The organism is Erwinia sp. OLFS4 (genome assembly GCF_002752165.1).
Lineage (GTDB): Bacteria > Pseudomonadota > Gammaproteobacteria > Enterobacterales > Enterobacteriaceae > Izhakiella.
On the sequence record NZ_MOMB01000056.1, the window covers coordinates 16,951 to 42,731 of the forward strand.

The 25,781-nt window shown below is 53.8% G+C and carries 30 protein-coding genes, 1 tRNA gene and 1 pseudogene; 23 read left to right on the plus strand and 9 right to left on the minus strand.

The features are described 5' to 3' along the window. The first annotated feature begins 1 nt into the window (after position 1). Genes BL249_RS14065 through BL249_RS14075 form a run of 3 tightly spaced genes read left to right on the plus strand, consistent with a single transcriptional unit; the run spans position 2 to position 643 of the window. Positions 2–232 carry an ANR family transcriptional regulator gene (locus BL249_RS14065; RefSeq protein ID WP_099705597.1) on the plus strand — a complete coding sequence of 77 codons (231 nt, stop codon included), beginning with the start codon at positions 2–4 and terminating at the stop codon, positions 230–232. Continuing rightward, a complete protein-coding gene (locus tag BL249_RS14070; RefSeq protein ID WP_099705596.1) occupies positions 216–485 on the plus strand; it encodes a VRR-NUC domain-containing protein in 270 nt (89 codons plus the stop codon). Before BL249_RS14065 ends, BL249_RS14070 begins: the two co-directional genes overlap by 17 nt. Then, positions 482–643, plus strand: coding sequence for an Arc family DNA-binding protein (locus BL249_RS14075; RefSeq protein ID WP_099705595.1), 162 nt, complete (start codon positions 482–484; stop codon positions 641–643). The genes BL249_RS14070 and BL249_RS14075 overlap by 4 nt, the downstream gene beginning before the upstream one ends. Here the strand turns inward: BL249_RS14075 and BL249_RS14080 are convergent. After that, complete coding sequence (locus BL249_RS14080) at positions 627–977, minus strand: Arc family DNA-binding protein (RefSeq protein ID WP_099705619.1); 351 nt, start codon at positions 975–977, stop codon at positions 627–629. The genes BL249_RS14075 and BL249_RS14080 overlap by 17 nt on opposite strands. Before the next feature lie 117 nt (positions 978–1,094). Between BL249_RS14080 and BL249_RS19140 the strand changes: the two genes are divergently transcribed. Genes BL249_RS19140 through BL249_RS14105 form a run of 6 tightly spaced genes read left to right on the plus strand, consistent with a single transcriptional unit; the run spans position 1,095 to position 3,880 of the window. Beyond that, positions 1,095–1,271: a hypothetical protein gene (locus tag BL249_RS19140; RefSeq protein ID WP_168174282.1), complete on the plus strand. Its 177-nt coding sequence runs from the start codon at positions 1,095–1,097 to the stop codon at positions 1,269–1,271. Continuing rightward, entirely contained in the window at positions 1,252–1,602 is a 351-nt protein-coding gene (locus BL249_RS19510) for a hypothetical protein (RefSeq protein ID WP_446717689.1), read from the plus strand. Before BL249_RS19140 ends, BL249_RS19510 begins: the two co-directional genes overlap by 20 nt. 13 nt (positions 1,603–1,615) lie before the next feature. Next, entirely contained in the window at positions 1,616–1,993 is a 378-nt protein-coding gene (locus BL249_RS19515) for a phage antirepressor KilAC domain-containing protein (RefSeq protein WP_199073483.1), read from the plus strand. A 47-nt stretch (positions 1,994–2,040) separates the two neighbouring features. Continuing rightward, complete coding sequence (locus tag BL249_RS14095; RefSeq protein WP_099705593.1) at positions 2,041–3,435, plus strand: DEAD/DEAH box helicase; 1,395 nt, start codon at positions 2,041–2,043, stop codon at positions 3,433–3,435. After that, positions 3,432–3,683 (plus strand): hypothetical protein, encoded by a 252-nt coding sequence (locus BL249_RS14100; protein WP_099705592.1) that lies wholly within the window; start codon positions 3,432–3,434, stop codon positions 3,681–3,683. The genes BL249_RS14095 and BL249_RS14100 overlap by 4 nt, the downstream gene beginning before the upstream one ends. A gap of 2 nt (positions 3,684–3,685) precedes the next feature. Further along, complete coding sequence (locus BL249_RS14105; RefSeq protein WP_099705591.1) at positions 3,686–3,880, plus strand: helix-turn-helix transcriptional regulator; 195 nt, start codon at positions 3,686–3,688, stop codon at positions 3,878–3,880. A 55-nt stretch (positions 3,881–3,935) separates the two neighbouring features. On the opposite strand, the gene BL249_RS14110 is transcribed toward BL249_RS14105, so the two are convergent. Together BL249_RS14110 and BL249_RS14115 are read right to left on the minus strand one after the other, a co-directional pair. Beyond that, positions 3,936–4,012: transfer RNA gene (locus BL249_RS14110), tRNA-Arg, on the minus strand. 92 nt (positions 4,013–4,104) lie between these two features. Beyond that, entirely contained in the window at positions 4,105–4,602 is a 498-nt protein-coding gene (locus BL249_RS14115) for a DUF1198 family protein (protein WP_099705590.1), read from the minus strand. 164 nt (positions 4,603–4,766) lie between these two features. Here BL249_RS14115 and folD point away from each other — a divergent pair, with 164 nt between their 5' ends. Beyond that, positions 4,767–5,633: a bifunctional methylenetetrahydrofolate dehydrogenase/methenyltetrahydrofolate cyclohydrolase FolD gene (gene folD / locus BL249_RS14120; protein ID WP_099705589.1), complete on the plus strand. Its 867-nt coding sequence runs from the start codon at positions 4,767–4,769 to the stop codon at positions 5,631–5,633. Next, positions 5,633–5,845, plus strand: a complete 213-nt coding sequence (ybcJ, locus tag BL249_RS14125) for a ribosome-associated protein YbcJ (protein WP_099705588.1) — start codon at positions 5,633–5,635, stop codon at positions 5,843–5,845. Before folD ends, ybcJ begins: the two co-directional genes overlap by 1 nt. A 62-nt stretch (positions 5,846–5,907) precedes the next feature. Here the strand turns inward: ybcJ and cysS are convergent, their stop codons facing one another. Continuing rightward, complete coding sequence (cysS, locus tag BL249_RS14130; protein ID WP_099705587.1) at positions 5,908–7,293, minus strand: cysteine--tRNA ligase; 1,386 nt, start codon at positions 7,291–7,293, stop codon at positions 5,908–5,910. 217 nt (positions 7,294–7,510) lie between these two features. Between cysS and ppiB the strand changes: the two genes are divergently transcribed. The 4 genes from ppiB to purK all read left to right on the plus strand — a co-directional run bounded on the left by ppiB (position 7,511) and on the right by purK (position 10,448). Then, positions 7,511–8,005 (plus strand): peptidylprolyl isomerase B, encoded by a 495-nt coding sequence (gene ppiB / locus BL249_RS14135; RefSeq protein ID WP_099705586.1) that lies wholly within the window; start codon positions 7,511–7,513, stop codon positions 8,003–8,005. After that, the gene (gene lpxH, locus BL249_RS14140; RefSeq protein WP_099705585.1) at positions 8,005–8,730 is read left to right on the plus strand and encodes a UDP-2,3-diacylglucosamine diphosphatase; all 726 of its coding nucleotides are present in this window, start codon (positions 8,005–8,007) and stop codon (positions 8,728–8,730) included. Before ppiB ends, lpxH begins: the two co-directional genes overlap by 1 nt. A 144-nt stretch (positions 8,731–8,874) precedes the next feature. Next, complete coding sequence (gene purE, locus BL249_RS14145) at positions 8,875–9,384, plus strand: 5-(carboxyamino)imidazole ribonucleotide mutase (protein WP_099705584.1); 510 nt, start codon at positions 8,875–8,877, stop codon at positions 9,382–9,384. Beyond that, positions 9,381–10,448 (plus strand): 5-(carboxyamino)imidazole ribonucleotide synthase, encoded by a 1,068-nt coding sequence (gene purK, locus BL249_RS14150; RefSeq protein ID WP_099705583.1) that lies wholly within the window; start codon positions 9,381–9,383, stop codon positions 10,446–10,448. The genes purE and purK overlap by 4 nt, the downstream gene beginning before the upstream one ends. 89 nt (positions 10,449–10,537) lie before the next feature. Here the strand turns inward: purK and ybbP are convergent. Both ybbP and ybbA read right to left on the minus strand, forming a co-directional pair. Beyond that, positions 10,538–12,955: pseudogene (gene ybbP, locus BL249_RS14155) on the minus strand (putative ABC transporter permease subunit YbbP). Then, the gene (gene ybbA, locus BL249_RS14160) at positions 12,952–13,638 is read right to left on the minus strand and encodes a putative ABC transporter ATP-binding protein YbbA (protein ID WP_099705582.1); all 687 of its coding nucleotides are present in this window, start codon (positions 13,636–13,638) and stop codon (positions 12,952–12,954) included. The pseudogene ybbP and the gene ybbA overlap by 4 nt, the downstream one beginning before the upstream one ends. Between ybbA and tesA the strand changes: the two genes are divergently transcribed. The 3 genes from tesA (at position 13,609) to BL249_RS14175 (ending at position 15,975) form a co-directional block, all read left to right on the plus strand. Continuing rightward, positions 13,609–14,232, plus strand: coding sequence for a multifunctional acyl-CoA thioesterase I/protease I/lysophospholipase L1 (gene tesA, locus BL249_RS14165; protein WP_143354780.1), 624 nt, complete (start codon positions 13,609–13,611; stop codon positions 14,230–14,232). The genes ybbA and tesA overlap by 30 nt on opposite strands. A 31-nt stretch (positions 14,233–14,263) precedes the next feature. Further along, entirely contained in the window at positions 14,264–15,037 is a 774-nt protein-coding gene (locus tag BL249_RS14170; RefSeq protein ID WP_099705617.1) for an SDR family oxidoreductase, read from the plus strand. Positions 15,038–15,117: 80 nt separating this feature from the next. Next, positions 15,118–15,975, plus strand: coding sequence for a co-chaperone YbbN (locus tag BL249_RS14175; RefSeq protein ID WP_099705580.1), 858 nt, complete (start codon positions 15,118–15,120; stop codon positions 15,973–15,975). Positions 15,976–16,004: 29 nt separating this feature from the next. Here the strand turns inward: BL249_RS14175 and cueR are convergent, their stop codons facing one another. Beyond that, positions 16,005–16,409 carry a Cu(I)-responsive transcriptional regulator gene (gene cueR / locus BL249_RS14180; protein WP_099705579.1) on the minus strand — a complete coding sequence of 135 codons (405 nt, stop codon included), beginning with the start codon at positions 16,407–16,409 and terminating at the stop codon, positions 16,005–16,007. Between the two features lie 83 nt (positions 16,410–16,492). Here cueR and copA point away from each other — a divergent pair, with 83 nt between their 5' ends. The 3 genes from copA (at position 16,493) to ybaK (ending at position 20,521) form a co-directional block, all read left to right on the plus strand. Next, complete coding sequence (copA, locus tag BL249_RS14185; RefSeq protein ID WP_099705578.1) at positions 16,493–19,006, plus strand: copper-exporting P-type ATPase CopA; 2,514 nt, start codon at positions 16,493–16,495, stop codon at positions 19,004–19,006. Positions 19,007–19,071: 65 nt separating this feature from the next. Beyond that, positions 19,072–19,872 (plus strand): TraB/GumN family protein, encoded by an 801-nt coding sequence (locus tag BL249_RS14190; protein ID WP_099705577.1) that lies wholly within the window; start codon positions 19,072–19,074, stop codon positions 19,870–19,872. A gap of 172 nt (positions 19,873–20,044) precedes the next feature. Continuing rightward, on the plus strand, positions 20,045–20,521 hold the full coding sequence (ybaK, locus tag BL249_RS14195) for a Cys-tRNA(Pro)/Cys-tRNA(Cys) deacylase YbaK (protein WP_099705576.1): 477 nt from the start codon (positions 20,045–20,047) through the stop codon (positions 20,519–20,521). Here ybaK and BL249_RS14200 read toward each other — a convergent pair whose 3' ends face one another. After that, positions 20,522–21,394: a LysR family transcriptional regulator gene (locus BL249_RS14200; RefSeq protein ID WP_099705575.1), complete on the minus strand. Its 873-nt coding sequence runs from the start codon at positions 21,392–21,394 to the stop codon at positions 20,522–20,524. Positions 21,395–21,478: 84 nt separating this feature from the next. Between BL249_RS14200 and BL249_RS14205 the strand changes: the two genes are divergently transcribed. Beyond that, the gene (locus BL249_RS14205; RefSeq protein ID WP_099705574.1) at positions 21,479–21,913 is read left to right on the plus strand and encodes a multidrug/biocide efflux PACE transporter; all 435 of its coding nucleotides are present in this window, start codon (positions 21,479–21,481) and stop codon (positions 21,911–21,913) included. Positions 21,914–21,937: 24 nt separating this feature from the next. Here the strand turns inward: BL249_RS14205 and ushA are convergent, their stop codons facing one another. Next, complete coding sequence (gene ushA / locus BL249_RS14210; protein WP_099705573.1) at positions 21,938–23,581, minus strand: bifunctional UDP-sugar hydrolase/5'-nucleotidase UshA; 1,644 nt, start codon at positions 23,579–23,581, stop codon at positions 21,938–21,940. A gap of 513 nt (positions 23,582–24,094) precedes the next feature. On the opposite strand from ushA, the gene ybaL reads away from it, so the two are divergent. Next, on the plus strand, positions 24,095–25,774 hold the full coding sequence (ybaL, locus tag BL249_RS14215; protein WP_099705572.1) for a YbaL family putative K(+) efflux transporter: 1,680 nt from the start codon (positions 24,095–24,097) through the stop codon (positions 25,772–25,774). Positions 25,775–25,781: the final 7 nt, after the last annotated feature.

Sequence of the window (25,781 nt, forward strand, 5' to 3'; positions counted from 1 at the left end):
AATGTCATTTAAATACCATGACAGCCCCCTGTATTACCGGGCTGCGCGTGAGGCTGCGCAAATTGAACGCGAAGGCGATTACCGCCGCGCTGCAAAGGTATGGACAAAAGCCAGCCGGTTATCGCGCAACGGAATTAATCAGCAGTGGAGCGAAAATCGCTCCGACTTTTGCCTAATGCAGATCGGGCGGGAAAAACTGAAAGAGGCGGTTGCCGATGGCCTACACCCGTGAATCCACCATCGAAAAATATCTGGTAGCGGAAGTGAAAAAGGCTGGCGGCATCGCGTACAAGTTTTTATCTCCCGGTCGCCGCGCGGTGCCGGATCGGCTGGTACTGCTACCGGGTGGCCGGGCAATCTTCGTTGAGTGCAAAGCCCCCGGCGAAAAGCCACGACCCGAACAGTTGCGCGAGCATGAACGGCTTCGGGCACTGGGCTTTACCGTAGTGGTACTGGATAGTAAAAATCTGGAGGAAATATTGTGAGTAAACGCGATGATCCACAACTGCGGGTACGCATCCCACAAGAACTAAAGGATGCGCTGGAGAAAACAGCAGCGGATAACGACAGGACACTGACCGCCGAAATAACAAGGCGGCTACGTGAAAGCCTCGAACAAGATGGGGTCACTTTCTACGGCTAAGAAGCTGATGAAGTTTACTAACTGCATCGTATAACTCTTCTTCATTTTCAGTGATCCACTCCAAATCGGTCAACTGTTTGTTCAGACCTCTAAGATCTTCTAGCTCGTCAGTAAGAGCTTCGAAATCAATAGCCATATTACTGTAAGCATTATCCTTTTGATTACCATTTTTATAGTAATTCGAGTTCACAAAATCTTGGACAACAGTAGCCTCAAGACGATCAACAATCTCAGCTGTCAACGTTCTTTTATTAGATTTCGCTTTTAATTCAAGCGTTTCTTTCAATTCATTAGGTATGCGAACCCGCAGTTGGGGATCATCTCTCTTGCTCATATTCATCACCCGATAAGTACATGAGGACAACATGCCTCACATTTATGTTGACTTCAAGCCTCACGGAGAGTACTACTATTTTAGTTCTCACATTGAGTACTAAATGAGGTATTGGGTATGGCTATAAAACCGTCACAACTTCATCATGCGGATTTACTCTCACATCTGGCCAGCCTACTTGAAGCTGCGCAGTTGCTGGTGATCTTCAATGGTGGGTATCAGCTAGCGTTAGAGATTATTAATTTTGTACAACAGGCTGCGAAGGAGGCCGCAAATGCAGATGAGCAGTTTTGAAATGAAAAACGCACCAGTAGCGCCAACTACCGATGCGTCAGTAAAACATTCAAGCTTAGGAGGCTTAACGATGTATACCTCGCAGGATAATAGCGCGGCCCCCATAACTATGTCCAGCCGGGAGATCGCCACTCTGGTTGAATCCCGACATGATAAGGTCAAGCAATCCGTTGAACGCCTTGCCAATCGTGGTGTTATTAGTCTTCCCCCAATGGGGGAATACCTCGACCGCCTAGGCCGAAAAGCTCACGAATACCACCTTACCAAACGTGACAGCTACGTAGTTGTCGCGCAACGCTATACCTGTTATCGATCCGATGGTTGCTCTTAACGACCCGGCTACAATGCGCGGTTTGCTGCTTGGATATACCGAAAAGGTGCTCACCCTGGAAAACCAGGTGCAGGAAATGAAACCGGATGTTGACGCCCTGTACCGCATCGCAAAATCTGACGGTGGCACCTGCATCACCACTGCGGCCAAAGATCTGCAAATTCGGCCAAAAGACCTCTTCGCTTACCTCAACGCCAATAACTGGATCTACCGCCGCGCCGGGGGCAAAAGCTGGCTTGCTTACCAAAGCAAGATCCAGTCTGGTTTGCTGGAGCATAAAGTCACTGTCGTCACCAGGGGGGATGGTTCAGAAAAGACCGTCGAGCAAGTACTGGTAACGCCAAAAGGATTAGCCAAACTATCACAGTTGCTGAACCAGCAGGCGGCATAAGATAACCGGCCCCGTCACAGTACGGGGCTTTTTACAGGAACAACAGCGTGCAACAGGCATTTACCCCAAGGCCCTATCAGGAATTAATAACCAATTTCCTCATTAATAATCCGCGCTGCAACGTGTGGGCTGGCATGGGTATGGGGAAAAGTTTGGCCACACTGACCACACTGGAAGATCTCTTTATGTGCGGTGCCGAAACACAGCCGGTGCTGGTTCTTGCGCCACTGCGCGTAGCACGGTCAACGTGGCCGGATGAAGTCGATAAATGGAACCATCTGCGCAATATTGAAATGCAGCCGATTGTCGGCACAGTCAAAGAACGGCTGGCTGCACTGCAAAACACCAATGCCAGCGTGTATACCACCAACTACGACAACCTGGTCTGGCTGGTTGAAACGCTGGGTGACCGCTGGCCGTTCGGCACAGTGGTCGCAGACGAGAGCACCCGGTTAAAGTCGTTCCGGTTACGGCAAGGCGGTAAACGCGCAGCGGCACTGGCTAAAGTCGCGCATAAGAACGTACACCGCTGGATGAACCTCACCGGTACACCTGCGCCTAATGGCCTGATCGACCTGTGGGGCCAGGCGTGGTTTGTTGATCAGGGCCAGCGTCTGGGGCGGACCTTTGGCGCATTTGCTTCTCGCTGGTTCAACAACATTCAGTTTCCCGGCCAGCAGTGGTCAAAGCTGGAACCACGCCCCTACGCACAGGAGCAAATGCAGGCGGCGCTACGCGATGTAACTATCTCACTGGATGCCGCCGACTGGTTTGATATTGAGGAACCGATCCACAACGTTATCCGGGTGCAGATGCCAGCAAAGGCGCGGCAACAATACCAGGAAATGGAAAAGCAGATGTTTCTGGAACTGGACGGCACCGACATCGAAGCACAGAACGCCGCCGCTAAAACGGTAAAGTGTCTGCAAATCGCCAGCGGTGCTGTCTATACCGACGACAAAGGTACCTGGTCAGAGATCCACGATGCCAAATTACAGGCGCTGGAAAGCGTGATTGCCGAATCTGGCGGTATGCCGGTGCTGGTTGCCTACCACTTTAAAAGCGACTTAGCCCGTTTGCTGAAAGCATTTCCGAAGGGTAAACAGCTTGATTCCGATCCACAGACGCTGCGCGACTGGAACGCCGGAAAAATACCTGTCCTTTTTGCTCACCCAGCCAGCGCAGGCCACGGCCTCAACTTACAGGATGGCGGCAACATACTGGCGTTCTTCTCTCACTGGTGGGATCTGGAACAGTACCAGCAAATTATTGAACGTATAGGGCCAACGCGCCAGATACAGGCAGGGCATAACCGTCCGGTCTGGATACACCACATTATCGCCGCCGATACCGTAGACGAACTGGTAATGCAGCGGCGCGATTCAAAACGCGAAGTGCAGGACATTCTGCTTGAGGCAATGAGAAAGCGAGGTTTGAAATGAGCGAACAATCAATTAACAGGGCTTTGATCGAGGATTTAGCAAGGTTTAGCGACACTCAGGATGTTATTGAATTCCTGTTCGGAACAGCAGAAGGGCTTGTTGCAGAAGAACGCTATGCCGAAGCAGAAACGTTACGAGAAGCAACAGACAGTTTAAGCGCAATGTATACCACTCTCACGGAATTTGCCGGGGAAATAGCACGCCTCAATTTTCAGGTCGAACGGCTGAAAGATAGAACAGGAGAATAATTATGGCTACTCGTTATATCGGACTTAAAGAGATGTGCGAACTGACAGGGAAAAGTCATCCAACCTTATGGCGGATGTGGGCCAAGAAGAAGGAATTTCCTGCCCCGCAAAAAAGCCTTAGCGGCTCGTTCCTCGGATGGCCTGAAAATATCTACGAAGAGTGGGTTAAGAGCCAAAACGCTAACAGCACCCGTTAGAACACCCGCAAATCTAACAACACCCACCAAAACAAACGTAACTTATTGATTTTAATGGCACGCCCTACAGGATTCGAACCTGTGACCTACGGCTTAGAAGGCCGGTGCTCTATCCAGCTGAGCTAAGGGCGCATAATGAGTCGGTCGAATTATACGGTGCCAACCTGCCGAGTCAATGTTTTTGCCGCCGGTGGCGGACGAAGTGATGAGGTTATAACCAGTTATTAACGGCGACCATGACGGTGATCATCCAGTGAGATCAATCTTTCTTCCGTTGGCATACTGTCAACAGGATCGGGCATAAAGTGGGCATTGTAGGCCTGGCGGAAGACGTTCATTTCCCGGCTGTCCGGTTCCAGCTGACGCAGAAAACCGAGTGCCAGCAACATTTGCTGACGGCTGATATCGGCAGAGATGGCCGCTTTACGCAGGATATAGCGCCAGCGCAGCTGGTTCTCTTCGCTGTTATCAACGATAAACACTTGCCAGATAAGCAGCACTACGGCGGCATTGCGCAGAGTTTCTTCATCATCGCGGGCGATATAGTCAGTAAATTCCTGGGCCGCATCTCTTCCCATCACCAATAGCAAGGATTCAACCTGTACCGGCGCAATATTCAGCCGTTTGCTCAACGCCCTGGCTGAATGGCGCGTTGTGGCGGTAAGCAGCCGAAATCCTGCAATAAATACCACAATCAGTGTGGCCAGCATTAACCAAATCATCATCATGTCCGTTACGGAGTCTATGCTGCATAATAAAAGTTATTGGTCACCAGCAAAAGCGTGTTTATCAATAGTGCAGCGATTTCCTGCCTGACAGCCGCGCTGGCTTCTGACAGAATAGCCCAGTGTTTATTTTAATTCTCTACAGGTGAGTTGCCGCGCAGATGGTTGCAAAAATTATTGATGGTAAAGCCATTGCTCAACAGGTTCGTCAGGAAGTGGCCACAAAGGTAAGACAGCGTCTGGCAGCAGGAAAGCGCGCACCTGGGCTTGCCGTGATTCTTGTCGGTGAAAATCCTGCCTCACAAATTTATGTTGGCAGCAAACGCCGCGCCTGCGAAGAGGTCGGATTTATTTCCCGTTCATACGATCTGCCTGCCGCGACCAGTGAAAATGAACTGCTTAAGTTAATTGACGAGCTAAATGACGATCGGCAAATGGATGGTATTCTGGTGCAATTGCCGTTACCCGCAGGGATTGATAACGTCAAAGTTCTGGAGCGTATCGCGCCGGATAAAGACGTTGATGGTTTTCATCCCTACAATGTCGGACGTTTATGCCAGCGGGCACCCAGACTGCGCCCCTGCACGCCACACGGTATTGTCACCCTGCTGGAGCGTTATAACATTGAGACTTTCGGTCTGAACGCCGTGGTAATCGGCGCCTCCAATATCGTTGGTCGTCCAATGAGTATGGAGCTGCTGCTGGCCGGCTGTACCACCACCGTCACCCATCGTTTCACCCGTGATTTACGCCATCATGTAGAGCATGCCGACCTGCTGGTGGTCGCCGTGGGCAAGCCAGGTTTTATTCCCGGCGAGTGGATTAAACCGGGTGCCATCGTGATTGACGTTGGCATTAATCGTCTGGAAAACGGTCAGGTTGTCGGTGATGTGATCTTTGCCGAAGCCGCACAACGTGCCGCGTGGATTACGCCGGTACCGGGCGGTGTCGGGCCGATGACGGTTGCAACGCTGATTCAGAATACGCTGCAGGCCTGTGAAGAATTTCATGACCAGGAGGCGCAGTGATGGCAACTTTTTCCTTAGGTAAACATGCACACGTCGATCTCTGCGATCTGCTTAAGCTGGAGGGTTGGGTGGAAAGTGGAGCGGTAGCGAAAAATACCATCGATGCCGGCCTGGTAACGGTGGACGGACAGGTAGAAACCCGCAAGCGCTGCAAAATTTTTCCCGGTCAGACCGTCGTACTCGGCGCACAACGCGTTACCATTATTCCGTAACCCAAGGCCTGCGTCGTTTCATCCGCTTACCCGGCGCAGGGCTTTCACTCAGTGCAATCCGATTATTTACGCCGCCAGGTGGTGCCCTGGGGCCCATCTTCCAGCACAATCCCCATTGCCATCAGCCGATCGCGTGCTTCATCCGCTTTTGCCCAGGCTTTCGCCTGACGGGCGTCAAGCCGCATCTGAATCAATCTTTCAATCTCGGCGGTGTCTTCTTCACTGTGGCGTCCGCCACTTTGCAGGAACTGTTCCGGCTCCTGTTCCAGCAAGCCAAGCACCGCACCAAGCTGACGCAGACGCGCTGCCAGCCCATCTGCTGCTACGCTGTCTTCAGCTTTCAGGCGATTTACCTCGCGGGCCAGGTCAAACAGCACCGAGTAGGCTTCCGGCGTGTTGAAGTCATCGTCCATTGCCTGACGAAAACGCGTTTCAAACGCCTCCCCGCCTGCGGGAAGCGCCCTGGCATCGGTATGACGTAGCGCGGTATACAGGCGCTCCAGCGCCGCACGCGCCTGCACCAGATTATCTTCGCCATAGTTAAGCTGGCTGCGATAGTGGCCGGACAGCAGGAAATAACGCACCGTTTCAGCATCAAAGTGCTGCAGCACGTCACGCACGGTAAAAAAGTTGCCCAGTGATTTGGACATTTTTTCCCGATCAACCATCACCATACCGGAGTGCATCCAGTAATTGACGTATGTGCCATCATGCGCACAGCTGGATTGTGCCAGCTCGTTTTCATGATGGGGAAACATCAGGTCGGAGCCACCGCCGTGCAAATCGAAATGTTCCCCCAGCTGTTTGCAGTTCATTGCCGAACATTCAATGTGCCAGCCAGGCCGCCCTGGGCCCCAGGGGGATGGCCAGCTGGGTTCATCTTCTTTGGCCATTTTCCACAAAACAAAATCCATTGGATTACGCTTCACATCGGCCACTTCAACCCGGGCACCGGCCTGCAGCTGTGCCAGATCCTGACGTGACAGCTGACCGTAACCGGCATCGCTGTCGACGGCAAACAGCACATCACCGTTTTTTGCAATATACGCATGCTGACGGGCTATCAGCTTTTCCGTCATTTCAATGATTTCACTAATATGGCGGGTAGCGCGCGGCTCAAGGTCCGGCGGCAGAATATTCAATGCAGCAAAATCACGCTGCATTTCGGCAATCATGCGGTTAGTCAGCTGCTCAACGTTTTCTCCATTATCACGGGCGCGCTGAATAATTTTGTCGTCAATATCGGTAATATTGCGCACATATTTCAGCTCATAGCCAAGATAACGTAAATAACGCGCAATGATATCGAAGGCAACAAAAGTCCGGCCATGGCCAATATGGCATAAATCATAAACGGTGATACCACACACGTACATGCCCACCTTTCCGGCATGAATAGGTTTAAATTCCTCTTTTTGACGACTCAGGGTGTTAAAAATCTTCAGCATTGAGACATTCCGTTTGTACGTGTGGGATGATAAGTAAATACAATTCTGTTCACTATTGTGCCCTAGTGTGGTGACAAGCGCTACGGTAAACAGGAATTCTCCGCCGGGGTTGAAAGCTGACGCGCGGTAACATTCTGTGATATAAGTCCATGCTGATTGATCCTGCGGTCAGAGAACCAGCGGGAGTGCGAGACGTTAACCTTTACAGGAACAGATTATGGTTACTTTCCAGACAAACCACGGCAATATCGTGATCAGAACCTTTGATGATAAAGCGCCGGCCACCGTTAAAAACTTCCTGGATTATTGTCGTGAAGGCTTTTACGACAACACTATTTTTCACCGGGTTATTAATGGCTTCATGATTCAGGGCGGCGGCTTTGAACCTGGCATGAAGCAGAAAGGTACCAAGGCTGAAATCAAGAACGAAGCCAACAACGGCGTCAAAAATACCCGTGGTACGCTGGCAATGGCCCGTACTCAGGCGCCCCATTCAGCCACCGCCCAGTTTTTTATCAACGTTGTCGATAATGATTTTCTCAACTTCCGTGATGAAAGCCTTCAGGGCTGGGGTTATTGTGTATTCGCTGAAGTGGCAGAAGGGATGGACGTGGTTGATAAAATTAAAAGCGTTGCCACCGGTCGCAGCGGTATGCATCAGGACGTACCAAAAGAAGACGTTGTGATTGAAAAAGTGACTATCAGCGAATAATGCCTGCTACTCTTTTTATCGCAGACCTTCATCTGTCACAGGACGAACCGGCAATCACTGCCGGTTTTCTTTCCTTTCTGGCCAATGAAGCGCCAGCCGCAGAGGCCCTTTATATCCTGGGGGATCTGTTTGAAGTGTGGATAGGGGATGACGACAGCAACCCGCTCCACCAGCAGATTGCCACCGCGCTGCATAAGCTGCAAGAACAAGGTGTACCCTGCTACTTTATCCACGGCAATCGTGATTTTCTGCTGGGGCAGCATTTTGCCAGACGGGCCGGTATGCAGCTGTTGCCTGCAGAACAGATGGTCAACCTGTACGGTGAGCAGGTACTGATAATGCACGGTGACACGTTATGTACTGATGACACCGGTTATCAGCGTTTTCGCCGCCAGGTGCAACAACCCTGGCTACAACGCCTGTTTCTCGCCCTGCCGCTCAGCCTGCGTCAACGCATTGCCGCCCGCATGCGGGACAACAGCCGCCAGGCCAATCAGTATAAGTCACTGGATATTATGGATGTGAATCAGCAGGCCGTTGAGCAGCGTATGCGTCACTATCAGGTTCAGCGCCTGATACATGGCCATACCCATCGCCCCGCCGTACATCGCCTGACGGTAAACGATGCGCCGGCTGAACGGATGGTTCTCGGCGCATGGCACCACCAGGGGTCCATGATTAAAGTAACGCCGGACGGCGCTCAGTTTATTGCATTCCCGCTGTAAATCTGCGCCATTCCGTGGCCCCCTGATAGCGTAACGCAACCGTTTTCCTCGTTGGCAGGACGTGCTATCCTCAGTGCCCTTCACTGAACCTCAGGATGCCTGCAAAACCATCAAGCAGGCGGATAATCACAGGAGCCAGACCCGATGTCTTCTACTGCCGCACCGGCCCCTATCGCCATTGTCATGGGCTCAAAAAGTGACTGGGCAACCATGAGCGCGGCCGCCGGGATCCTCGACAGCCTGCAGGTGTCTTATCATACTGAAGTGGTGTCAGCACACCGCACGCCGGACAAACTGTTTAGCTTTGCCAGCCAGGCGCATGACCATGGCTACCAGGTGATTATTGCCGGTGCCGGCGGCGCGGCGCATCTGCCGGGAATGCTGGCGGCAAAAACGCTGGTGCCTGTGCTGGGTGTTCCGGTGCAGAGTGCCGCACTGAACGGCGTTGACAGCCTGTACTCCATCGTCCAGATGCCCCGAGGCATCCCGGTCGGTACCCTGGCGATTGGCAAAGCAGGCGCGGCCAATGCCGCGCTGCTGGCGGCGCAGATCCTTGCGCTGCATGATGCCCCGCTGGCACAACGGCTGGCTAACTGGCGACAGAGCCAGACTGACGAGGTCCTGGACAATCCCGATCCGAGGGGGCAGCCATGAAACCAGTTTGCGTACTGGGAAACGGTCAGCTAGGCCGGATGCTGCGTCAGGCGGCAGAACCGCTGGGTATAGCGGTTTTTCCGGTTGGCACCGATGCCGAACCGGCGTCATTACCCATTCAGCAGAGCGTGATTACCGCTGAAATTGAACGCTGGCCAGAAACAGCACTAACCCGCCAGCTGGCAAACCACCCTGCCTTCGTTAATCGCGATATTTTCCCGCAGCTGGCAGATCGCCTGACGCAAAAACAGCTGCTGGATGCGCTGGGGCTGGCAACCGCCCCGTGGCAACTGCTACAGAGTAAAGACCAATGGCCGCAGATATTTTCCACACTTGGCGATCTGGCTATCGTTAAGCGCCGTACCGGCGGCTATGATGGCCGGGGTCAGTGGCGTCTGCAGCAACACGAGACTGACACCCTGCCTGCAGAATGCTATGGCGAAACCATCGTCGAACAAGGGATTCATTTTTCCGCTGAAGTGTCGTTGATTGGTGCCCGCGCACATGATGGCAGTACGGTGTTTTATCCGCTAACCCACAATTTGCATGAAGATGGCATTTTACGCACCAGCGTCGTGCTGCCACAGCCGGATGAACAACTGCAACGCCAGGCAGAACGGATGCTGTCTGCAATTATGAACAAGCTAAGCTATGTCGGTGTCATGGCCATGGAGTGTTTTGTTGTGCCGCAGGGACTGCTGATTAACGAACTGGCTCCACGCGTTCACAACAGCGGTCACTGGACGCAAAATGGCGCATCCATCAGTCAGTTTGAACTTCATTTGCGCGCGATTCTGGACCTGCCACTCCCGACACCGGCAGTCAGCTCACCAGCAGTCATGGTCAATCTGATTGGAACCACGCTGGATTATCAGTGGCTCGACCTGCCACTGGTACATCTCCACTGGTATGAAAAAGAGGTCCGTGCTGCACGCAAAGTCGGCCATCTTAATCTCACCCACCCCGATCGGATAACCCTGAGCCTGACGCTGAAAGCGTTGCAATCAATGTTGCCCGACGAATATGCCACCGGCATTCACTGGGCATTAAACCGGTTGGCCTGATCGCTGCCATCAAGACACTGCCGGCTGGCAAAGCGAAAAATCACGCGGTATTTTGCCAGCCCCGGTATGATAGACCGCCTGCCCGCGCTTTATTCGGCGTTAAACATACGATACAGCACCTTCCCTTGCAGCAAGCGGCCCCCCAGCCAGCCGCCGCACAGTGCCAGCAACACCGTACCGGTAAGCGGTAACGTTAACCATAATGTCCACTCCGGTGTTCAGGGGAAATCGAATATTTTACGCTGCAAACCCCACAGCGCCGCTTCGGCACCGATTGCCGCTGCGACGCCGGAAATCAGACCGAGCAGCGCGAACTCACTCCACAAGGTTGCCTGCAACAACCGACGACTGGCACCAAGGGTGCGGTATACCATCAGTTCCTGACGCCGCTGGCGCAAGCCAACCTGAATTTGCGCCAGTAACAGCAGTAATCCGCAAACCGTCACCAACACCACCATCACTTCCAGCGCCCGGCTGACCTGACTCAGCACCTGACCGATTTGACGCAGGATACTACCTACATCCAGCAAACTGAGCGTGGGAAATGTCCGGTTAAGCTGTACCAGTAGAGGGTTATTGTTGTGTAAACGGAAACTGGTCAGCCAGCTTTGTGGCTGATCGTCCAGTTCCCCCGGCGGAAAGATGAAAAAAAAGTTCGGCCGCAAGCTTTCCCAGTCAACCTTACGCAGACTGCTAACCTTTACCGAAAAGTCCTGGGTATCCCCGGTAAACGTCAAAACATCACCCAGCCGGATACCTAAACGCTGTGCCACCCCCTGTTCCACCGAAACTTCCACTTTGTGCGGCGGCCAGCTGCCGCTAATCAGTTGATTCTGTTGTGGCAACACCTGCAGCCAGGTGAGATTGAGTTCACGATTCAGCGCATTGTCACTGCGGGGATCGACAGGCTGTTGATTCAACGCGGTCAACCTGGCACGAACCACCGGGTAAAACGTCTGCGCGGTCACCTGGTGCTGTTGCAGAAAATCCGCCACCTGTGGCACCTGTGACGTGGTAATATTAAGCAAAAAGTAATTCGGGCTGTCAGCCGGTAACTGTTGCTGCCAGCGCTCAAGCAAATCGCCACGCATGATCAGTAATAGCGCCAGCAGCATAAAAGAGAGCGAAAATGTGGCCAGCTGGCTAAGCGAGGTCCACGGCTGACGTAATAAACGATTAATCGCCAGTCTGATAGCCAACTGACGCACCTTCAGCCGTTTCAGCAGCAGTAACGCCAGCCATCCCAATAGCGCCAGTACCAGCGCCAGCATGACAATACCGCCGGCCAGTACCCATAACAATTTATTCCCCCCTACCAGCAACGCCAGCAGAACCAGCACGATTAGCGCGGCGGCAGGAAGATAATATTTTAGCGGCCAGACGCGAGCGACCGCATCACGCCGTAACACTCTGAGCGGCTGGGTTGCCAGCAAAAGCCGCCAGGGACGCAAACCCACTAATAGCGCAATCACAAACAGCGCACCGAAAGCCCAAAGCCATGGCCAGCTACCGGCAGCAGGTAAGCTGCCAGGCAGCACCGGTCGCAGTAACCGCAGCAATACTGCTTCCACCGCCTGTCCGGCCAGCGCGCCAGACAGCGCGGCCAGCAGCAGGATCGCCAGCCACTGGCCAATAAGCAGTTTACGCAACATCACTTTGCCGGCACCGAGCGTTTTCAGTACCGCCACCAGATCGTAACGACTGCGGCTGTAATGGCTCATCGCGACGGTAACGGCAGCAATGGCCAGCATCAGGGTCAGCAGCGCAGACAACAACAAAAACTGCTGGGCACGCTGCATCGACAGGCTCAGCGCATCCTGTGAACTGCCGGCACTCAGCCAGCGCTGGTCGGGGTGAATCTGCTGTTCAATATAGCGGTCATAGGATGCCAGTGCGGCGGGCGTGCCGGAGAACTTATAACGCCAGCTGAGCCGGCTACCGGGTTGTATCGCGCCGGTGGCCTGCACGTCAGCCAGATTCATCAGCAGCCGGGGGGCAGTCTGAAAAGGGTTAAAGCCGGCGTCAGGCTCCTGAAGGACTTCCCCGGCAACCCGCAAACGGGTATCGCCAACTTCCAGACTTTCACCCGGTTTTAAACCGAGTAATGCCAGCAGCCTGGGCGCAACCAGCACCGTCCCCACTCCGGGTTTCTGCCCGGCAGGGGCCGTCTGCAAAACGCCAAACATCGGATAACGATCGTCAACCGCTTTTACCGATGCCAGCTGCGGGCTATCTGCGGCAAAGGTCATGGTCATGAAGCTAAGCTGGCGACTGAGCTGCAAGCCACGTTGCTGCGCCTGCACCAACCAGTCAGCCGGCACCTCACGCGGCGAGATCAGGGTACGATCGCCGGCCATAAAATCACGACTTTGTTGTGTCAGCCCTTTTTCCATACGGTCGCCGATCGAGCCTAATGCCAGCACGCAGGCGACTGCCAGACTCAACGCCAGCCAGACAATCAGCAACGAGGGAGCGCGCAGCTCTCGCCAGAACCAGCGGACAATCATGACTCCTCCCACAACCGGCCGTCGCGCAGCCGTAAACGCCGTTCACAGCGTGCAGCCAGCTGCTCATCATGAGTAACCAGGATTAAGGTTGTCGCCTGATGACGATTTAACGAAAACAGCAAATCGGCAATACGCTCGCCGGTCTGACGATCAAGGTTGCCCGTTGGTTCATCAGCGAACAGCAGATCGGGACGGCCACTGAAAGCGCGTGCCAGCGCCACCCGCTGTTGCTCACCGCCGGAGAGCTGCGCCGGCAGATGCCGCAGACGCTGGCCAAGACCAAGCTGCTCCAGCAATTCCGTTGCCTGCTGGCGGCTGGTCTTATCACTCTCACCACGCAGCAACGCGGGCAACTGAACATTCTCCAGCGCATTCAGGGTAGGTACCAGCATAAAAGACTGGAAAACAAAACCTACATGACGCGCGCGCAGCGCGGCACGCTGCTCCTCGTTCAGGCGATGCAAAGGCTGACCCAACAGCAATACTTCGCCCTCACTGCCATCATCCAGCCCGGCAAGAATAGCCAGTAATGTAGACTTACCAGAACCCGATTCCCCCACCAGCGCAATGCTTTGTGCCGGTTTGACAACCAGCTCAACTCCGGTAAGGATGGAAAGCTGATGCGCTCCCTGACCGACGGACTTACTAAGACGATGCACTTCAACAATGTTTTCCGCTGGCATGACCTGTTCCTGTTAGTGATAATACTCTTCGCCGTACCCGCAGGCGCAGCACAAAGGTTACTGGTTCTTGGCGACAGCCTCAGTGCCGGCTACCGTATGCCAGCTGACGAGGCCTGGCCACAGCGATTAAACCAAAAATGGCAGCATACTCCTGAAGTCATTAATGGCAGTATCAGTGGTGATACGGCGGCACAAGGCCTGGCACGCCTGCCGGCATTACTCAAACAACATCAGCCTGACTGGGTACTGATTGAACTCGGTGGTAACGATGGCCTGCGTGGCTTTCCACCACAGCATATTGCCAGCGACCTGCAAAAAGCCATTGATAGGGTGAAAGCCGCGCACGCCAGACCGATACTGATGCAAATCCGTCTGCCTGCCAACTATGGCCGTCGCTACACTGAAGCCTTCAGTGCGATTTATCCCCAGCTGGCACAGCAAAACGCGATACCGCTGGTACCGTTTTTTATGGAACAGGTTTACACCAACCCGGCATGGATGCAGCAGGACGGTATTCACCCAACCCCGGCAGCCCAGCCCTTTATTACCGGGCTGATGGAAAAGGTACTTACCCCCTTAGTTAAACATGAATGAAACGGGCGTCGTGCCTGTGACAGGTAAAGTTATGCAAAAAGCGGTTGTAATTACCGGCTGTTCCAGTGGCATTGGTCTGACGGCAGCAAATGATTTACTGCAGCGCGGCTACCGCGTGCTGGCCACCTGCCGTAAAACGGAGGACGTAGAACGCATGAACCAGCTGGGGTTTACCGGTATCCAGCTCGATCTCAACGATGAACAAAGCGTTGAGCAAGCGGCCCGGCAAATTCTGGCTGCCTGTGATAACCGGCTATATGCGCTGTTTAATAACGGTGGTTATGGTCTTTATGGCCCGCTACAGAGCGTGACGCGCCGGCAGCTGGAACAGCAGTTTGCCACCAATTTGTTCGGGACTCATCAGCTAACGCGCTGTCTGTTACCGGCCATGCTGGCCCATGGTGAAGGCCGAATTATCAGTACCAGTTCGGTAATGGGCCTGATTTCCACAGCCGGCCGCGGTGCCTATGCCGCCAGCAAATATGCGCTGGAAGCCTGGAACGACGCATTACGTCACGAACTCCACGGCAGCGGCATCCGCGTCAGCCTGATTGAACCCGGGCCAATTGACACCCGCTTTAGCGATAACGTAAACCAGACCCAGCGCGATAAACCGGTGCAAAATCCGGGTATCGCCGCGCGTTTCACCCTGCCGGCGACGGCGATACTACCCGCGCTGCGCCACGCGCTGGAGAGCCATCATCCACGTTTGCGCTATCCGGTTACGCTGGTCAGCTGGGGGATAACCTTTTTGCTCCGCCTGTTGCCAGCGACAATAATGGATATGATATTGCGTGTAAAATGAGCCAACGGCAAGCCGGCCCCTTGATCGCCGCGGCAATACCCCCATAAGTGTTCAATACCTTATAAAAAGAGACTTTGCCCATGTCACCACAAGCAACTGTTGTTAACATTACGGAAGCCAACCTGCATCAGACGCTGGAACAATCCATGGAAATGCCGGTGCTGTTTTACTTCTGGTCGGCACGCAGCCAGCATTGTGAACAGCTGACGCCGATACTGGACCGGCTGGCACAGGAGTATGCGGGGCAATTTATTCTCGCCAGACTGGATTGTGACGCCGAGCAGCTGGTCGCCTCACAGTTCGGACTGCGCGCTATTCCAACCGTTTATCTGTTCCAGAACGGTCAGCCTGTTGACGGCTTCCAGGGACCGCAACCAGAAGAAACCATCCGCGCACTGCTGGAAAAAGTCCTGCCAAAACCGGAAGAACTTCAGGCACAGCAAGCTCTGGCACTGATGGATGAAGGCAAATATACCGAAGCATTGCCGCTGCTGAAAGAGGCCTGGCAGCTCAGCCAGCAGAACAGTGACATCGGTTTTCTGCTGGCTGAAACGCTGATTGCGTTAAAACGCAGTGAAGAAGCCGAATCGGTGTTAAAAGTCGTGCCGCTTCAGGATCAGGATAGCCGTTATCAGAGGCTGGTTGCCCAGATTGATTTACTCAAACAGGCGGCAGACACTCCGGAAATTCAGCAACTGCAACAGCAGCTGGAAAAGGAACCGGAAAATGCGGTTCTGGCCAGCCAGCTAGCGCTGCAGCTACACCAGGTAGGTCGCAATGAAGAGGCACTGGCGTTGCTGTACAGCTTCCTGAAAAAGGATTTGGCAGCGGCCGATGGCGAGGTACGCAAAATATTTCAGGAAATTCTGGCGGTACTTGGCACCGGCGACGCACTGGGAACAAAATATTATCGCCAGCTTTATTCGCTGCTTTACTGAGATACCCGGCGGGGCCCCACTGCCCGCCATTATTTTCGCTGCACACAGCAGCCGGCCAGGTTATTGATAATCGGGCAGTCTGCGCTATCGTCCTCCGGACACTGCGCCGCCAGTGCCAGCAGGCGTGTGCGCATACGCTGCAGTTCGCCAATGTGATTTTCAATCTCCGCCACTTTTTGCAAAGTGCGGTGCTTTACTTCGGCACTGTGTCGCGCCGGGTTGTTAAACAGTTGTACCATCTCCCGACACTCTTCCAGATTAAAACCAACCTGGCGGGCCTGGCGCAACAAGGTCAACTCTTCAACATGCCGGGCATCGTAGCAGCGATAACCGTTCAGGTTGCGCACAGGTGGAGTTACCAGCCCCTTTTCTTCATAAAACCGGATAGTTTTACTGGTCAATCCGGTTCGTTTCGCCACATCGCTGATATTCACATTAACTCCTTGACCTTAACCTTAATGGAAGGTCTACCCTTGATAACATCTGTCAGGCAGGATTACAAATCAAGGAGTCATCAATGTCCCGGACACTATTACTCAATCTGAAGGGGCTGTCCTGCAATCACTGCATTCAACGCGTGCAGCAAGCGCTTGAACAGCGTCATGACGTGCAAAACGCCACGGTATCGTTACAACAGGCACGGGTAACCGGCGATGCCAGCGCTGAAGCGCTGGTCGGCGAAATTGAAAAGGCCGGCTACCATGCCACTGTCGCCGGGGACAACCCCTGCCCAAAATCTGAGCCGCTGACAGACAGTCATCAGCCGCCGGAAGCGCTGGCAGCGGACAGGCAACAGCTTCCGGCAGAAAATAATGAAGTACAGCATTTACTGATAAGTGGAATGAGTTGTGCCAGCTGTGTCAGTCGGGTGGAACAGGCATTAACTGCCGTTCCCGGCGTTCAGCAAGCACGGGTAAATCTCGCCGAGCGCAGCGCGCTGGTACTGGGTGATGTCGATGCACAACAGCTGGTCACAGCCGTTGTGCAGGCCGGTTATGATGCTGAAGCCATTGAAGATGATGAGCGGCGCCGTGCCAGACAACAGCAGACTGTCCGCCATGCGCTACGCGGTTATGCCTGGCAATCGACGCTGGCACTGGCGCTCGGTATTCCCCTGATGCTCTGGGGATTACTGGGTGGCAATATGCAGCTGACGCCGGCTAACCGCAGCGGCTGGCTGGTGATTGGTATAGTTACTCTGATCGTTATCATCCTCGCAGGCGGTCACTTTTATCGCAGCGCATGGCGCAGTCTGCGCAATGGCAGCGCCACCATGGACACGCTGGTGGCGCTGGGTACCGGCGTGGCCTGGATCTACTCAATAAGCGTTAATTTGTGGCCAGAACGCATCCCTGGCGAAGCGCGGCATCTATACTATGAAGCCAGTGCGATGATCATCGGTTTAATCAACCTGGGGCATTTACTGGAGCTACGCGCCCGCCAGCGGGCCTCACAAGCACTGACCCGCCTGATGGACCTGACGCCGCCCATGGCGCGGGTAGTGGAAAACGATAGCGAACACCCACGACCATTAAGCCAGGTACAAATCGGCATGACGCTACGCGTGACGCCCGGCGATCGGGTGCCGGTAGATGGCGACGTTATTCAGGGAGAAGCCTGGGTCAATGAAGCCATGCTGAGTGGTGAAGCGCTGCCTCAACATAAAAAGGCCGGTGATACCCTGTCAGCAGGGACGCTGGTTGAAGACGGCAGCGTGCTGTTTCGGGCCAGCGCGGTCGGTAAACACACAACCCTGGCACGTATTATCCAGCTGGTGCGCCAGGCGCAAAGCAGCAAACCACGGCTTGGTCAGCTGGCCGATAGTATCACGGCAGTTTTCGTACCGGTGGTGGTGGCGATCGCCATTTTTAGTGCCGCTATCTGGGCGTTTTTTGGTCCGGCACCTCAGCTCACTTATAGCCTGGTGGTGGCTACTACGGTGTTAATTATTGCCTGTCCCTGCGCACTGGGTCTTGCTACGCCGATGGCGGTGATCGCAGGCACTGGCCGGGCGGCAGAACTGGGCATCGTGATCCGTGATGCCGATGCCCTGCAACGTGCCAACAGCATCGATACGCTGGTGTTTGACAAAACCGGTACCCTGACTAAAGGCATTCCGGCGGTGATGGCCATCGAAAGCTGGCATAGCGTCAGTGAGCAGCAAGCTCTGATCTGGGCCGCAGCGCTTGAACAGGGATCCAGCCACCCGCTGGCTCAGGCCATCGTGCGACGCGCCGAAGGCCACCCCCTGCCTGCAGTCGATCAGTTTCATCAATCAGGTGGGCTCGGCGTCAGCGGACATATTCACGGGCATCACCTGCTGCTGGGTAATGAAGCATTTTTACGTCAGGCCAGCATCGCTACCACAGCGGTCAGTGAGCGGCTACATGCTCAGGCAGCATGCGGGGCCACGCCGGTGTTGCTGGCCGCCGACGGTCAGGTAGTTGCATTATTTGCCCTGCGCGACCCGCTGCGTGAAGAGAGTAAACCGGCGCTGGCAGAACTGCATCGTCAGGGCTATCAGCTCATTATGCTGACCGGTGATCATCAGGTCACTGCCCGCGCCGTTGCCGATGAAGCCGGTATTGATCGGGTCATTGCCGGTGTCCGGCCGGAGGGTAAAGCTGACGTTATTCGCCAGCTTCAACAACAGGGTCATCAGGTAGCGATGATTGGTGACGGGATTAATGATGCGCCGGCGCTGGCAATGGCGGCACTGAGTATGGCCATGGGAAGTGGCAGTGATGTCGCGGTGGAAAGTGCGGATATCACCCTGATGCGTCCGCATCCGGGCAGCGTTGTCGACGCTCTGGCGCTCTCGCGGGCTACCTTACGCAATATGAAACAGAATCTGCTCGGCGCTTTTTTTTATAATGCCTGTAGCATCCCACTGGCGGCCGGCGTGCTCTGGCCGTTTACCGGCACCTTGCTCAGTCCGGTGGTGGCAGGTGCCGCCATGGCGCTATCATCTATTACCGTGGTGGCAAACGCTAACCGGCTGCTGCGTTTCCGCCCTGCAGCGCGTCACTGACGCTGACCGCTGTTCTTACCCGCAGTTAACAGGTAGCATAGCCAGGTAAAATGCGGGAGGCAGAAATGGGCAAACTTGGCCAGGCCATTCAGACCCTGGTGAAAATGCTGGTGCCAGGTCGCTACAGCTGGCCGGCAACGGATATCAGTCTGAACGGCAGCCATTTTCATCTGGTTGGCAGTATTCATATGGGGACGCGCGATATGCAGCCGCTGCCCCCGGCTTTGTTACAAAAACTGCGCCAGGCTGACGCGCTGATTGTTGAAGCCGATATCACCTGCGGTATCTCCCCCTTCGGCCACAGCGCCCCCTGCGATCCGCTGCCACGGCGACTCAATGCACAACGCTGGCAGCAGCTAAGCAAACTGTGCGGTGAACTGGGTATTGATACGCAGGTTATCGCCAGCCTGCCCGCCTGGCAGGTGGCCCTGATGTTACAGGCACAACAGGCACAGCAGCTGGGTCTGCGTGCAGAATACGGCATTGACTATCAGCTGTTGAGCGCGGCGCATGGTGGCGGCCAGCGGGTGATTGAGCTGGAAGGCCCTCAGGCACAGCTGCATCTGCTGGAAGCCCTGCCGGAAAATGGCCAGTCGCTGCTGGAAGATACCCTGTTGCACTGGCATACCAATGCCCGGTTGTTGCAAACCATGATTAGCTGGTGGCTGGATGTTGCGCCTGGTCGCCCCGAATCGCCGTTGCCTTCCACCTTTAGCAACGATCTCCATGATTTGCTGATGGATCAGCGCAATGCCCGCTGGAATAGCCGATTACGCACGCTGCCGCCAGGTGACTACGTGGTGGCAGTTGGCGCTCTGCATCTCTACGGACAACATAATCTGGTGGATTTACTGCGGAAGCGTTAAAAAAGGAGGCCAGTGTTGCTACTGGCCTGTCAAAGAATGACATGCTTTTGATTCTGGTTATTAATCAGCAAACGAATTGCTGACGCGGGGCGCATTGTCACCCAAAGCACGTTTTTTAGCCAGTTATTTTTTTCAGCCTGGTATCCAGCCACCGTTTCAGAGAAGCCCATAAATGACACCTGCAATCACACTTCTGCAACAGCAGCAAATTGCATTTACGCTACATCCCTATGAACACGACAGCGAAGAAACCCATTTCGCTGATGAAGCCGTACGTAAACTCCATCTTGATCCTGCCCGGGTATATAAAACGCTGCTGGTCACCCTCAACGGTGATACAAAAAAGCTGGCTGTTGCGGTAACGCCGGTGTCAGCCATGCTTGATCTAAAAAAAGTTGCCAAAGCATTTGCCGCTAAAAAAGCAGATATGGCCGAGCCACAGCTGGCGCAGCGGGTAACCGGTTATCTGATCGGTGGTATCAGCCCGCTTGGACAAAAAAAACGGCTGCCCACAGTGATTGACTATCGTGCGGGCGAATTTGCCACTATCTTCGTTTCCGGTGGCAAACGCGGACTGGATATTGAGCTGGCCGCCAGCGATCTGGCCACGCTGCTGAATGCCACCTTTAGTGATATTGCCAAAAGCTGACTATACCCGTGGGGTCTGAGCGACCAGCCAGTCAACAATCCAGCGACCGGCTGGGCCGGGGGGCATGCGTCGTGACCATACCGCATCCACCTCAATCCTTTGTGGCCAGTTTTTTACCGGTAATTCCTTGAGTATCTGATGGCCAAACTGTTCAACCTGCCAGCGTGGCAAAATGCTCCAGCCGAATCCCTGCTCAGCCATCTCCAGCAACAGCATATACGAAGAAGCTGACCAGACGCCGTGTGTCGACATCAGCGGCGCTTTTTCCAGATAGGTATTAAGACGCAGCTGGCGCACCTTGCTTAATGCCTGTTCACTCACCTGGGGCAGCGCCGCCAGCGGATGACTGTGATGCAAATAAATCGCCATCTGCCCATCCACCTGCAAGCGCGCCGTCATGATATCCGATGGATAACTGGCCTGAACCCGCACCACACCAATATGCGCCCGCCCATGCTGCAGCAGATCGATAACGTCTTCATCTTCCGCCACCATACATTCAAAGGCAATATCCGGGTAGCGCCGGTCAAACTCCCGCAGTAAATGTTCATGATGATCGGCTTGCCAGAAATCTGAAACCGCCAGCGTCAGGCCAGGTTCTATTCCACCCGCCAGGCGCACCGCCAGTTCATCAAGCCGGGCGCTGGCCTGTAAAATCTCCCTGACCTGCGCCAGCGCCCGCTCACCTTCGCTGGTGAGTACCGTTGCCCGGCCATCGCGATGAAATAAGCTAAACCCAAGGTCGCTTTCCAGGTTAGCAACCGCACTGCTGATGGTCGACTGACTTTTTCGTAATGCCCGGGCAGCTGCTGAAAACGAGCCGCTTTCAACAGTCTGCACAAATGCTTCCAGTGATTCCGGTGAATAACGCATATATCTATCGCTTTTTTCGATGGCTACTCATTTCATTCTAGCAAAAAGCACAGGGATAATGGCGGCAGTTTATAAGGAGGCAGTATGCATACCCGTTCACTGAAAGAGCGTATCATTCACGCTGTTATCTTCGAAATACTGGCGATTGCCACCGTTTCGCCCCTGTCCGCCTGGGTAATGAACCGGCCCTGGCTTACCATGGGAACACTGGCGATCATACTGTCGACGCTGGCGATGATCTGGAACATGGTTTATAACGCCGGTTTCGACCGCCTGTATCCGCCGGGCCAGCCACGAAGCCCGCAGTTAAGAATCCTGCATGCGTTGGGTTTTGAAGGGGGCTTTATTTTAATCGGCCTGCCGGTGGTGGCACTGATGCTGAAGATCACGCTGATTCAGGCGTTTATGCTGGATATCGCATTCTTCCTGTTCTTTTTGCCGTTCACCATGCTTTATAACTGGCTGTACGATCGTGTGCTTAACCGTCTGATGGCAAGACGGCAATGCTGTTCACAGTAAGAAAGGCCCCTTACGGGGCCTTGCTTAACCGGCGTCGGGTTTATAAACAATTTCATTAGCCGGCATAAAGTGGCTGGCATCCAGTGGACTGTGCTTTTCGATATAGCCTTTAAGCACTTCGGCATCCACGAATCCGGTATTAACGAAGCCGGGTAATTTATCTATTTCCGGATAACCATCTCCGCCGCTGGCATTAAAACTCAGCGTCGCCATTCGGTACGTTTTATTCGCCTCTAGCGGCTGACCTTTGATTTTAATCTCACTCACCGCGTGACCATCAGCAATCAGGCTGACGTTGGCAAACTGCGCGTAAGCCCCGGAATCCACCAGCTTGTTGGCCACCACCGCCAGATATTTTGCCACCTCACTGCCCTGCATATCGATGTAAACCAGGGTATTGCCAAACGGCTGAACCTTCAGCACATCGCGATAGCTGATAGCGCCACCTTCAAAGGAATCACGCACACCGCCCCCGCTCATCACAGCGAAATCCGCCCGGGTTCGTTCCATTTGTGCGCTCAGTATCAGGCGCGCCATATTTGTCTGCTGAAACCGTACTTTGCTGCGGTCACCTTCCAGCCGGCCGTTAACGCTGCCGATTTTAACATTCAGCCGGGCCTGACCTTTTTTCTGAAAAGGCATCAGCAACTTTTCCATAGCCGGATTTTTGGCTATTTCCTCGGTGTAATTTACCCAGCTGGTGCTGCCATCCGCATTAGTCACCTTATGACGAAGGTTAATCGGCACCAGTTCATAATGCACCAGCGTCAGGACCCCGTTACGGAATGTAAAGTCAGCCCGGCCGATATATTTACCCCATTCATGCGCCTGCACAATCCAGGTGCCATTCTGGCGATCCGGTGTACAAGGCGTACCCGGCACATAGTTTTTTTGTTTTTCATTGTCGCCGGCCATACACACCGGATCCTGAGAGTGCCCCCCGACGATCATATCGAGGTAGCCCGCCGGCAATTCGCGTGCCATTTCAACATCGCCCGGGGCGTTTGAACCGTGCTGCCCATTGTCATAATGCCCCATATGGGTAGCTGCAATAATCACGTCCGGCTTCTCTTTCGCGCGCAGCTGATCAATCACGGTTTTCGCTTCAGCCGCCGGCTTGCGAAACTCAATGTCGTTAAAATAGGCGGGATTGCCAATTTTTGCCGTATCATCAGTGGTTAAGCCAATAACCGCAATTTTCAACCCGGACCGCTTAAACAATGCCCACGGTTGAAACAGTCGTTTCCCGGTGCTTTTCTGGTAAATGTTGGCAGAAAGTAAGGGGAATTTCGCCCACTTTTGCTGCTGGCGTAATACCGAAAGCGGATTATCAAATTCGTGGTTACCTATTGCCATCGCATCGTAACCTACCAGGTTCATGCCGCGAAAATCAGGCTCTGCATCCTGCAAATCCGATTCGGGAACGCCGGTATTGATATCACCGCCAGAAAGGATCAGTACCGAACCTCCATGCGCCTGTACCTCATAACGTATTTTATCCATCATGGTTTTTTGCGCTGCCAGACCATATTCGTCATGTTCATTTTGCCAGAAGCGACCATGATGATCGTTGGTATGCAGTACGGTGAATTTATAGGTACGATCTTTTATCCAGGCCTCTGCCGAAAATGGCGCCGCTGCCAACGCGATAATCAGGGCTGCCCGCATAGCTTGTTTAACCCGTTTCAATAGCGATCTCCTGGTTACTTCACCTTAAAAACGGTGATTTCACGGTGACGGTGACATCTTAGCCAGCGCAAAGTATGCAATAGTTTACCTGATATAAGTCATCACACTGCTTTACACGACCGTCTTATGCCTTCCTTAAAGCCTTTTCGGTTTTATCTGCCGCCATAAACCTCATAAAAACGAGGATACTTGCAACAATCTGTAAGTAACCATCATATTATCCTTTAACAGACAAATAAGGCAGCTTTTACTATGATAAGCTGCGGATTAATGGGAGTAATTGCTTGGTATATTGCCTGCAATGAATTTTTTATTTTGTGTAAATCCAATTAGCTAGCTGAACTAAGCTGGGAAAATCAGCCTCATGATAGCGTTTCACAAACGCATCAGATTAATTTTAGTCAGACATCGAAATTAACAAGCGCCGAAAATCGTTTTGCCATAAACTAAAAACTTACAAGCGGATACGTTTGCACACAAAAGGAGGCAGGAATGCATCATACAACCCCCCTGATTACCACCATAGTGGGAGGTTTGGTTCTTGCCTTTTTATTCGGCATGCTGGCAAACCGGCTGCGTATTTCCCCGCTGGTGGGCTATCTGCTGGCTGGGGTGCTGGCCGGCCCGTTTACGCCTGGGTTTGTCGCCGATACCAACCTGGCACCGGAACTGGCTGAGCTGGGGGTTATCCTGCTGATGTTTGGTGTCGGCCTGCATTTTTCGATGAAAGATCTGATGGCAGTAAAGTCAATTGCCATTCCCGGGGCTATATTGCAAATTGCTGTGGCAACCCTGCTGGGACTGGGGTTAGCAACCTTGCTGCACTGGCCGGTAATGACCGGCGTGGTATTTGGCTTGTGTCTTTCCACCGCCAGCACCGTGGTGTTGTTACGCGCACTGGAAGAACGCCAGCTGATTGACAGTCAGCGTGGTCAGATAGCCATCGGCTGGCTGATTGTGGAAGATCTGGTGATGGTGCTGACACTGGTATTGTTGCCTGCCATTGCCGGCATGTTTGAAGCAGGAAACGCCAGTTTCAGCCAGCTGCTGTTAGACCTTCTGATAACAATAGGTAAAGTGGCCGCCTTTATGTTACTGATGATGGTGGTAGGCCGCCGGCTGATACCGTGGATCCTGGCGCGCAGTGCCGCCACCGGTTCACGCGAGCTTTTTACCCTTGCGGTACTGGCACTGGCGCTCGGTATCGCGTTTGGTGCCGTTGAGTTTTTCGATGTTTCTTTCGCCCTCGGCGCTTTCTTTGCCGGTATGGTACTTAACGAATCAGAGCTTAGCCATCGTGCCGCACACGATACCCTGCCGTTACGCGATGCCTTTGCCGTGTTGTTTTTCGTTTCTGTCGGCATGCTGTTTGATCCCATGGTATTGCTTACCCATCCGCTGGCCGTTGCCGGGACGCTGGCTATTATTGTGCTGGGGAAATCGCTGGCCGCGTTGCTGTTGGTCATCCTGTTTGGCCATTCAAAGCGTACCGCGCTGACCATCGCCGTCAGTCTTGCACAAATTGGCGAGTTCGCGTTTATTCTTGCCGGTCTGGGTATTTCACTGAATCTGATGCAGAGCGAAGGACGTAATCTGGTACTGGCAGGCGCGATTCTCTCTATTATGCTCAACCCGATTCTGTTCGCCTTGCTGGGGCGCTGGCTGGATAAAAACGAAACCATGGAAGAACAAACGCTGGAAGAAGCCGCCGAGGAAGATAACCAGATTCCTATTGATATCTGCGATCACGCGCTGATTGTCGGTTATGGCCGCGTGGGTAGCCTGTTAAGCCAGCGTTTGATGGAAGCGGGAATACCGCTGGTGGTGGTGGAAAATAGCCGGCCACGCGTCGAAGCATTACGCGAAAAAGGCATGCTGGCAGTGCTCGGCAACGCGGCGCGGGACGACATTATGGACGTGGCACGACTCGACTGCGCTCGCTGGCTGTTGCTGACCATACCCAATGGCTATGAGGCCGGAGAAATTATCAGCGCGGCACGGGCAAAACGACCAACAATTGAGATTATCGCCCGCGCTCACTACGATGATGAGGTCGAATATATTCTTGAACACGGAGCGAATCGCGTGGTGATGGGCGAGCGTGAAATTGCCAGCAGCATGCTAACTATGACGCTGGAAAAACAGCAGACAGCCCAAGGCTGCCCGCCATAATCAGTCA

What these genes read in the sequence shown, in the direction of transcription:
- BL249_RS14065 (WP_099705597.1), top strand. Translation starts at nt 2, where the DNA reads ATGTCATTTAAATACCATGACAGCCCCCTGTATTACCGGGCTGCGCGT.
- BL249_RS14070 (WP_099705596.1), top strand. Translation starts at nt 216, where the DNA reads ATGGCCTACACCCGTGAATCCACCATCGAAAAATATCTGGTAGCGGAA.
- BL249_RS14080 (WP_099705619.1), bottom strand. Translation starts at nt 977, where the DNA reads ATGAGCAAGAGAGATGATCCCCAACTGCGGGTTCGCATACCTAATGAA.
- BL249_RS19140 (WP_168174282.1), top strand. Translation starts at nt 1,095, where the DNA reads ATGGCTATAAAACCGTCACAACTTCATCATGCGGATTTACTCTCACAT.
- BL249_RS19510 (WP_446717689.1), top strand. Translation starts at nt 1,252, where the DNA reads ATGCAGATGAGCAGTTTTGAAATGAAAAACGCACCAGTAGCGCCAACT.
- BL249_RS19515 (WP_199073483.1), top strand. Translation starts at nt 1,616, where the DNA reads ATGCGCGGTTTGCTGCTTGGATATACCGAAAAGGTGCTCACCCTGGAA.
- BL249_RS14100 (WP_099705592.1), top strand. Translation starts at nt 3,432, where the DNA reads ATGAGCGAACAATCAATTAACAGGGCTTTGATCGAGGATTTAGCAAGG.
- BL249_RS14105 (WP_099705591.1), top strand. Translation starts at nt 3,686, where the DNA reads ATGGCTACTCGTTATATCGGACTTAAAGAGATGTGCGAACTGACAGGG.
- BL249_RS14115 (WP_099705590.1), bottom strand. Translation starts at nt 4,602, where the DNA reads ATGATTTGGTTAATGCTGGCCACACTGATTGTGGTATTTATTGCAGGA.
- folD (WP_099705589.1), top strand. Translation starts at nt 4,767, where the DNA reads ATGGTTGCAAAAATTATTGATGGTAAAGCCATTGCTCAACAGGTTCGT.
- ybcJ (WP_099705588.1), top strand. Translation starts at nt 5,633, where the DNA reads ATGGCAACTTTTTCCTTAGGTAAACATGCACACGTCGATCTCTGCGAT.
- cysS (WP_099705587.1), bottom strand. Translation starts at nt 7,293, where the DNA reads ATGCTGAAGATTTTTAACACCCTGAGTCGTCAAAAAGAGGAATTTAAA.
- ppiB (WP_099705586.1), top strand. Translation starts at nt 7,511, where the DNA reads ATGGTTACTTTCCAGACAAACCACGGCAATATCGTGATCAGAACCTTT.
- lpxH (WP_099705585.1), top strand. Translation starts at nt 8,005, where the DNA reads ATGCCTGCTACTCTTTTTATCGCAGACCTTCATCTGTCACAGGACGAA.
- purE (WP_099705584.1), top strand. Translation starts at nt 8,875, where the DNA reads ATGTCTTCTACTGCCGCACCGGCCCCTATCGCCATTGTCATGGGCTCA.
- purK (WP_099705583.1), top strand. Translation starts at nt 9,381, where the DNA reads ATGAAACCAGTTTGCGTACTGGGAAACGGTCAGCTAGGCCGGATGCTG.
- tesA (WP_143354780.1), top strand. Translation starts at nt 13,609, where the DNA reads ATGCACTTCAACAATGTTTTCCGCTGGCATGACCTGTTCCTGTTAGTG.
- ybbA (WP_099705582.1), bottom strand. Translation starts at nt 13,638, where the DNA reads ATGCCAGCGGAAAACATTGTTGAAGTGCATCGTCTTAGTAAGTCCGTC.
- BL249_RS14170 (WP_099705617.1), top strand. Translation starts at nt 14,264, where the DNA reads ATGCAAAAAGCGGTTGTAATTACCGGCTGTTCCAGTGGCATTGGTCTG.
- BL249_RS14175 (WP_099705580.1), top strand. Translation starts at nt 15,118, where the DNA reads ATGTCACCACAAGCAACTGTTGTTAACATTACGGAAGCCAACCTGCAT.
- copA (WP_099705578.1), top strand. Translation starts at nt 16,493, where the DNA reads ATGTCCCGGACACTATTACTCAATCTGAAGGGGCTGTCCTGCAATCAC.
- BL249_RS14190 (WP_099705577.1), top strand. Translation starts at nt 19,072, where the DNA reads ATGGGCAAACTTGGCCAGGCCATTCAGACCCTGGTGAAAATGCTGGTG.
- ybaK (WP_099705576.1), top strand. Translation starts at nt 20,045, where the DNA reads ATGACACCTGCAATCACACTTCTGCAACAGCAGCAAATTGCATTTACG.
- BL249_RS14200 (WP_099705575.1), bottom strand. Translation starts at nt 21,394, where the DNA reads ATGCGTTATTCACCGGAATCACTGGAAGCATTTGTGCAGACTGTTGAA.
- BL249_RS14205 (WP_099705574.1), top strand. Translation starts at nt 21,479, where the DNA reads ATGCATACCCGTTCACTGAAAGAGCGTATCATTCACGCTGTTATCTTC.
- ushA (WP_099705573.1), bottom strand. Translation starts at nt 23,581, where the DNA reads ATGCGGGCAGCCCTGATTATCGCGTTGGCAGCGGCGCCATTTTCGGCA.
- ybaL (WP_099705572.1), top strand. Translation starts at nt 24,095, where the DNA reads ATGCATCATACAACCCCCCTGATTACCACCATAGTGGGAGGTTTGGTT.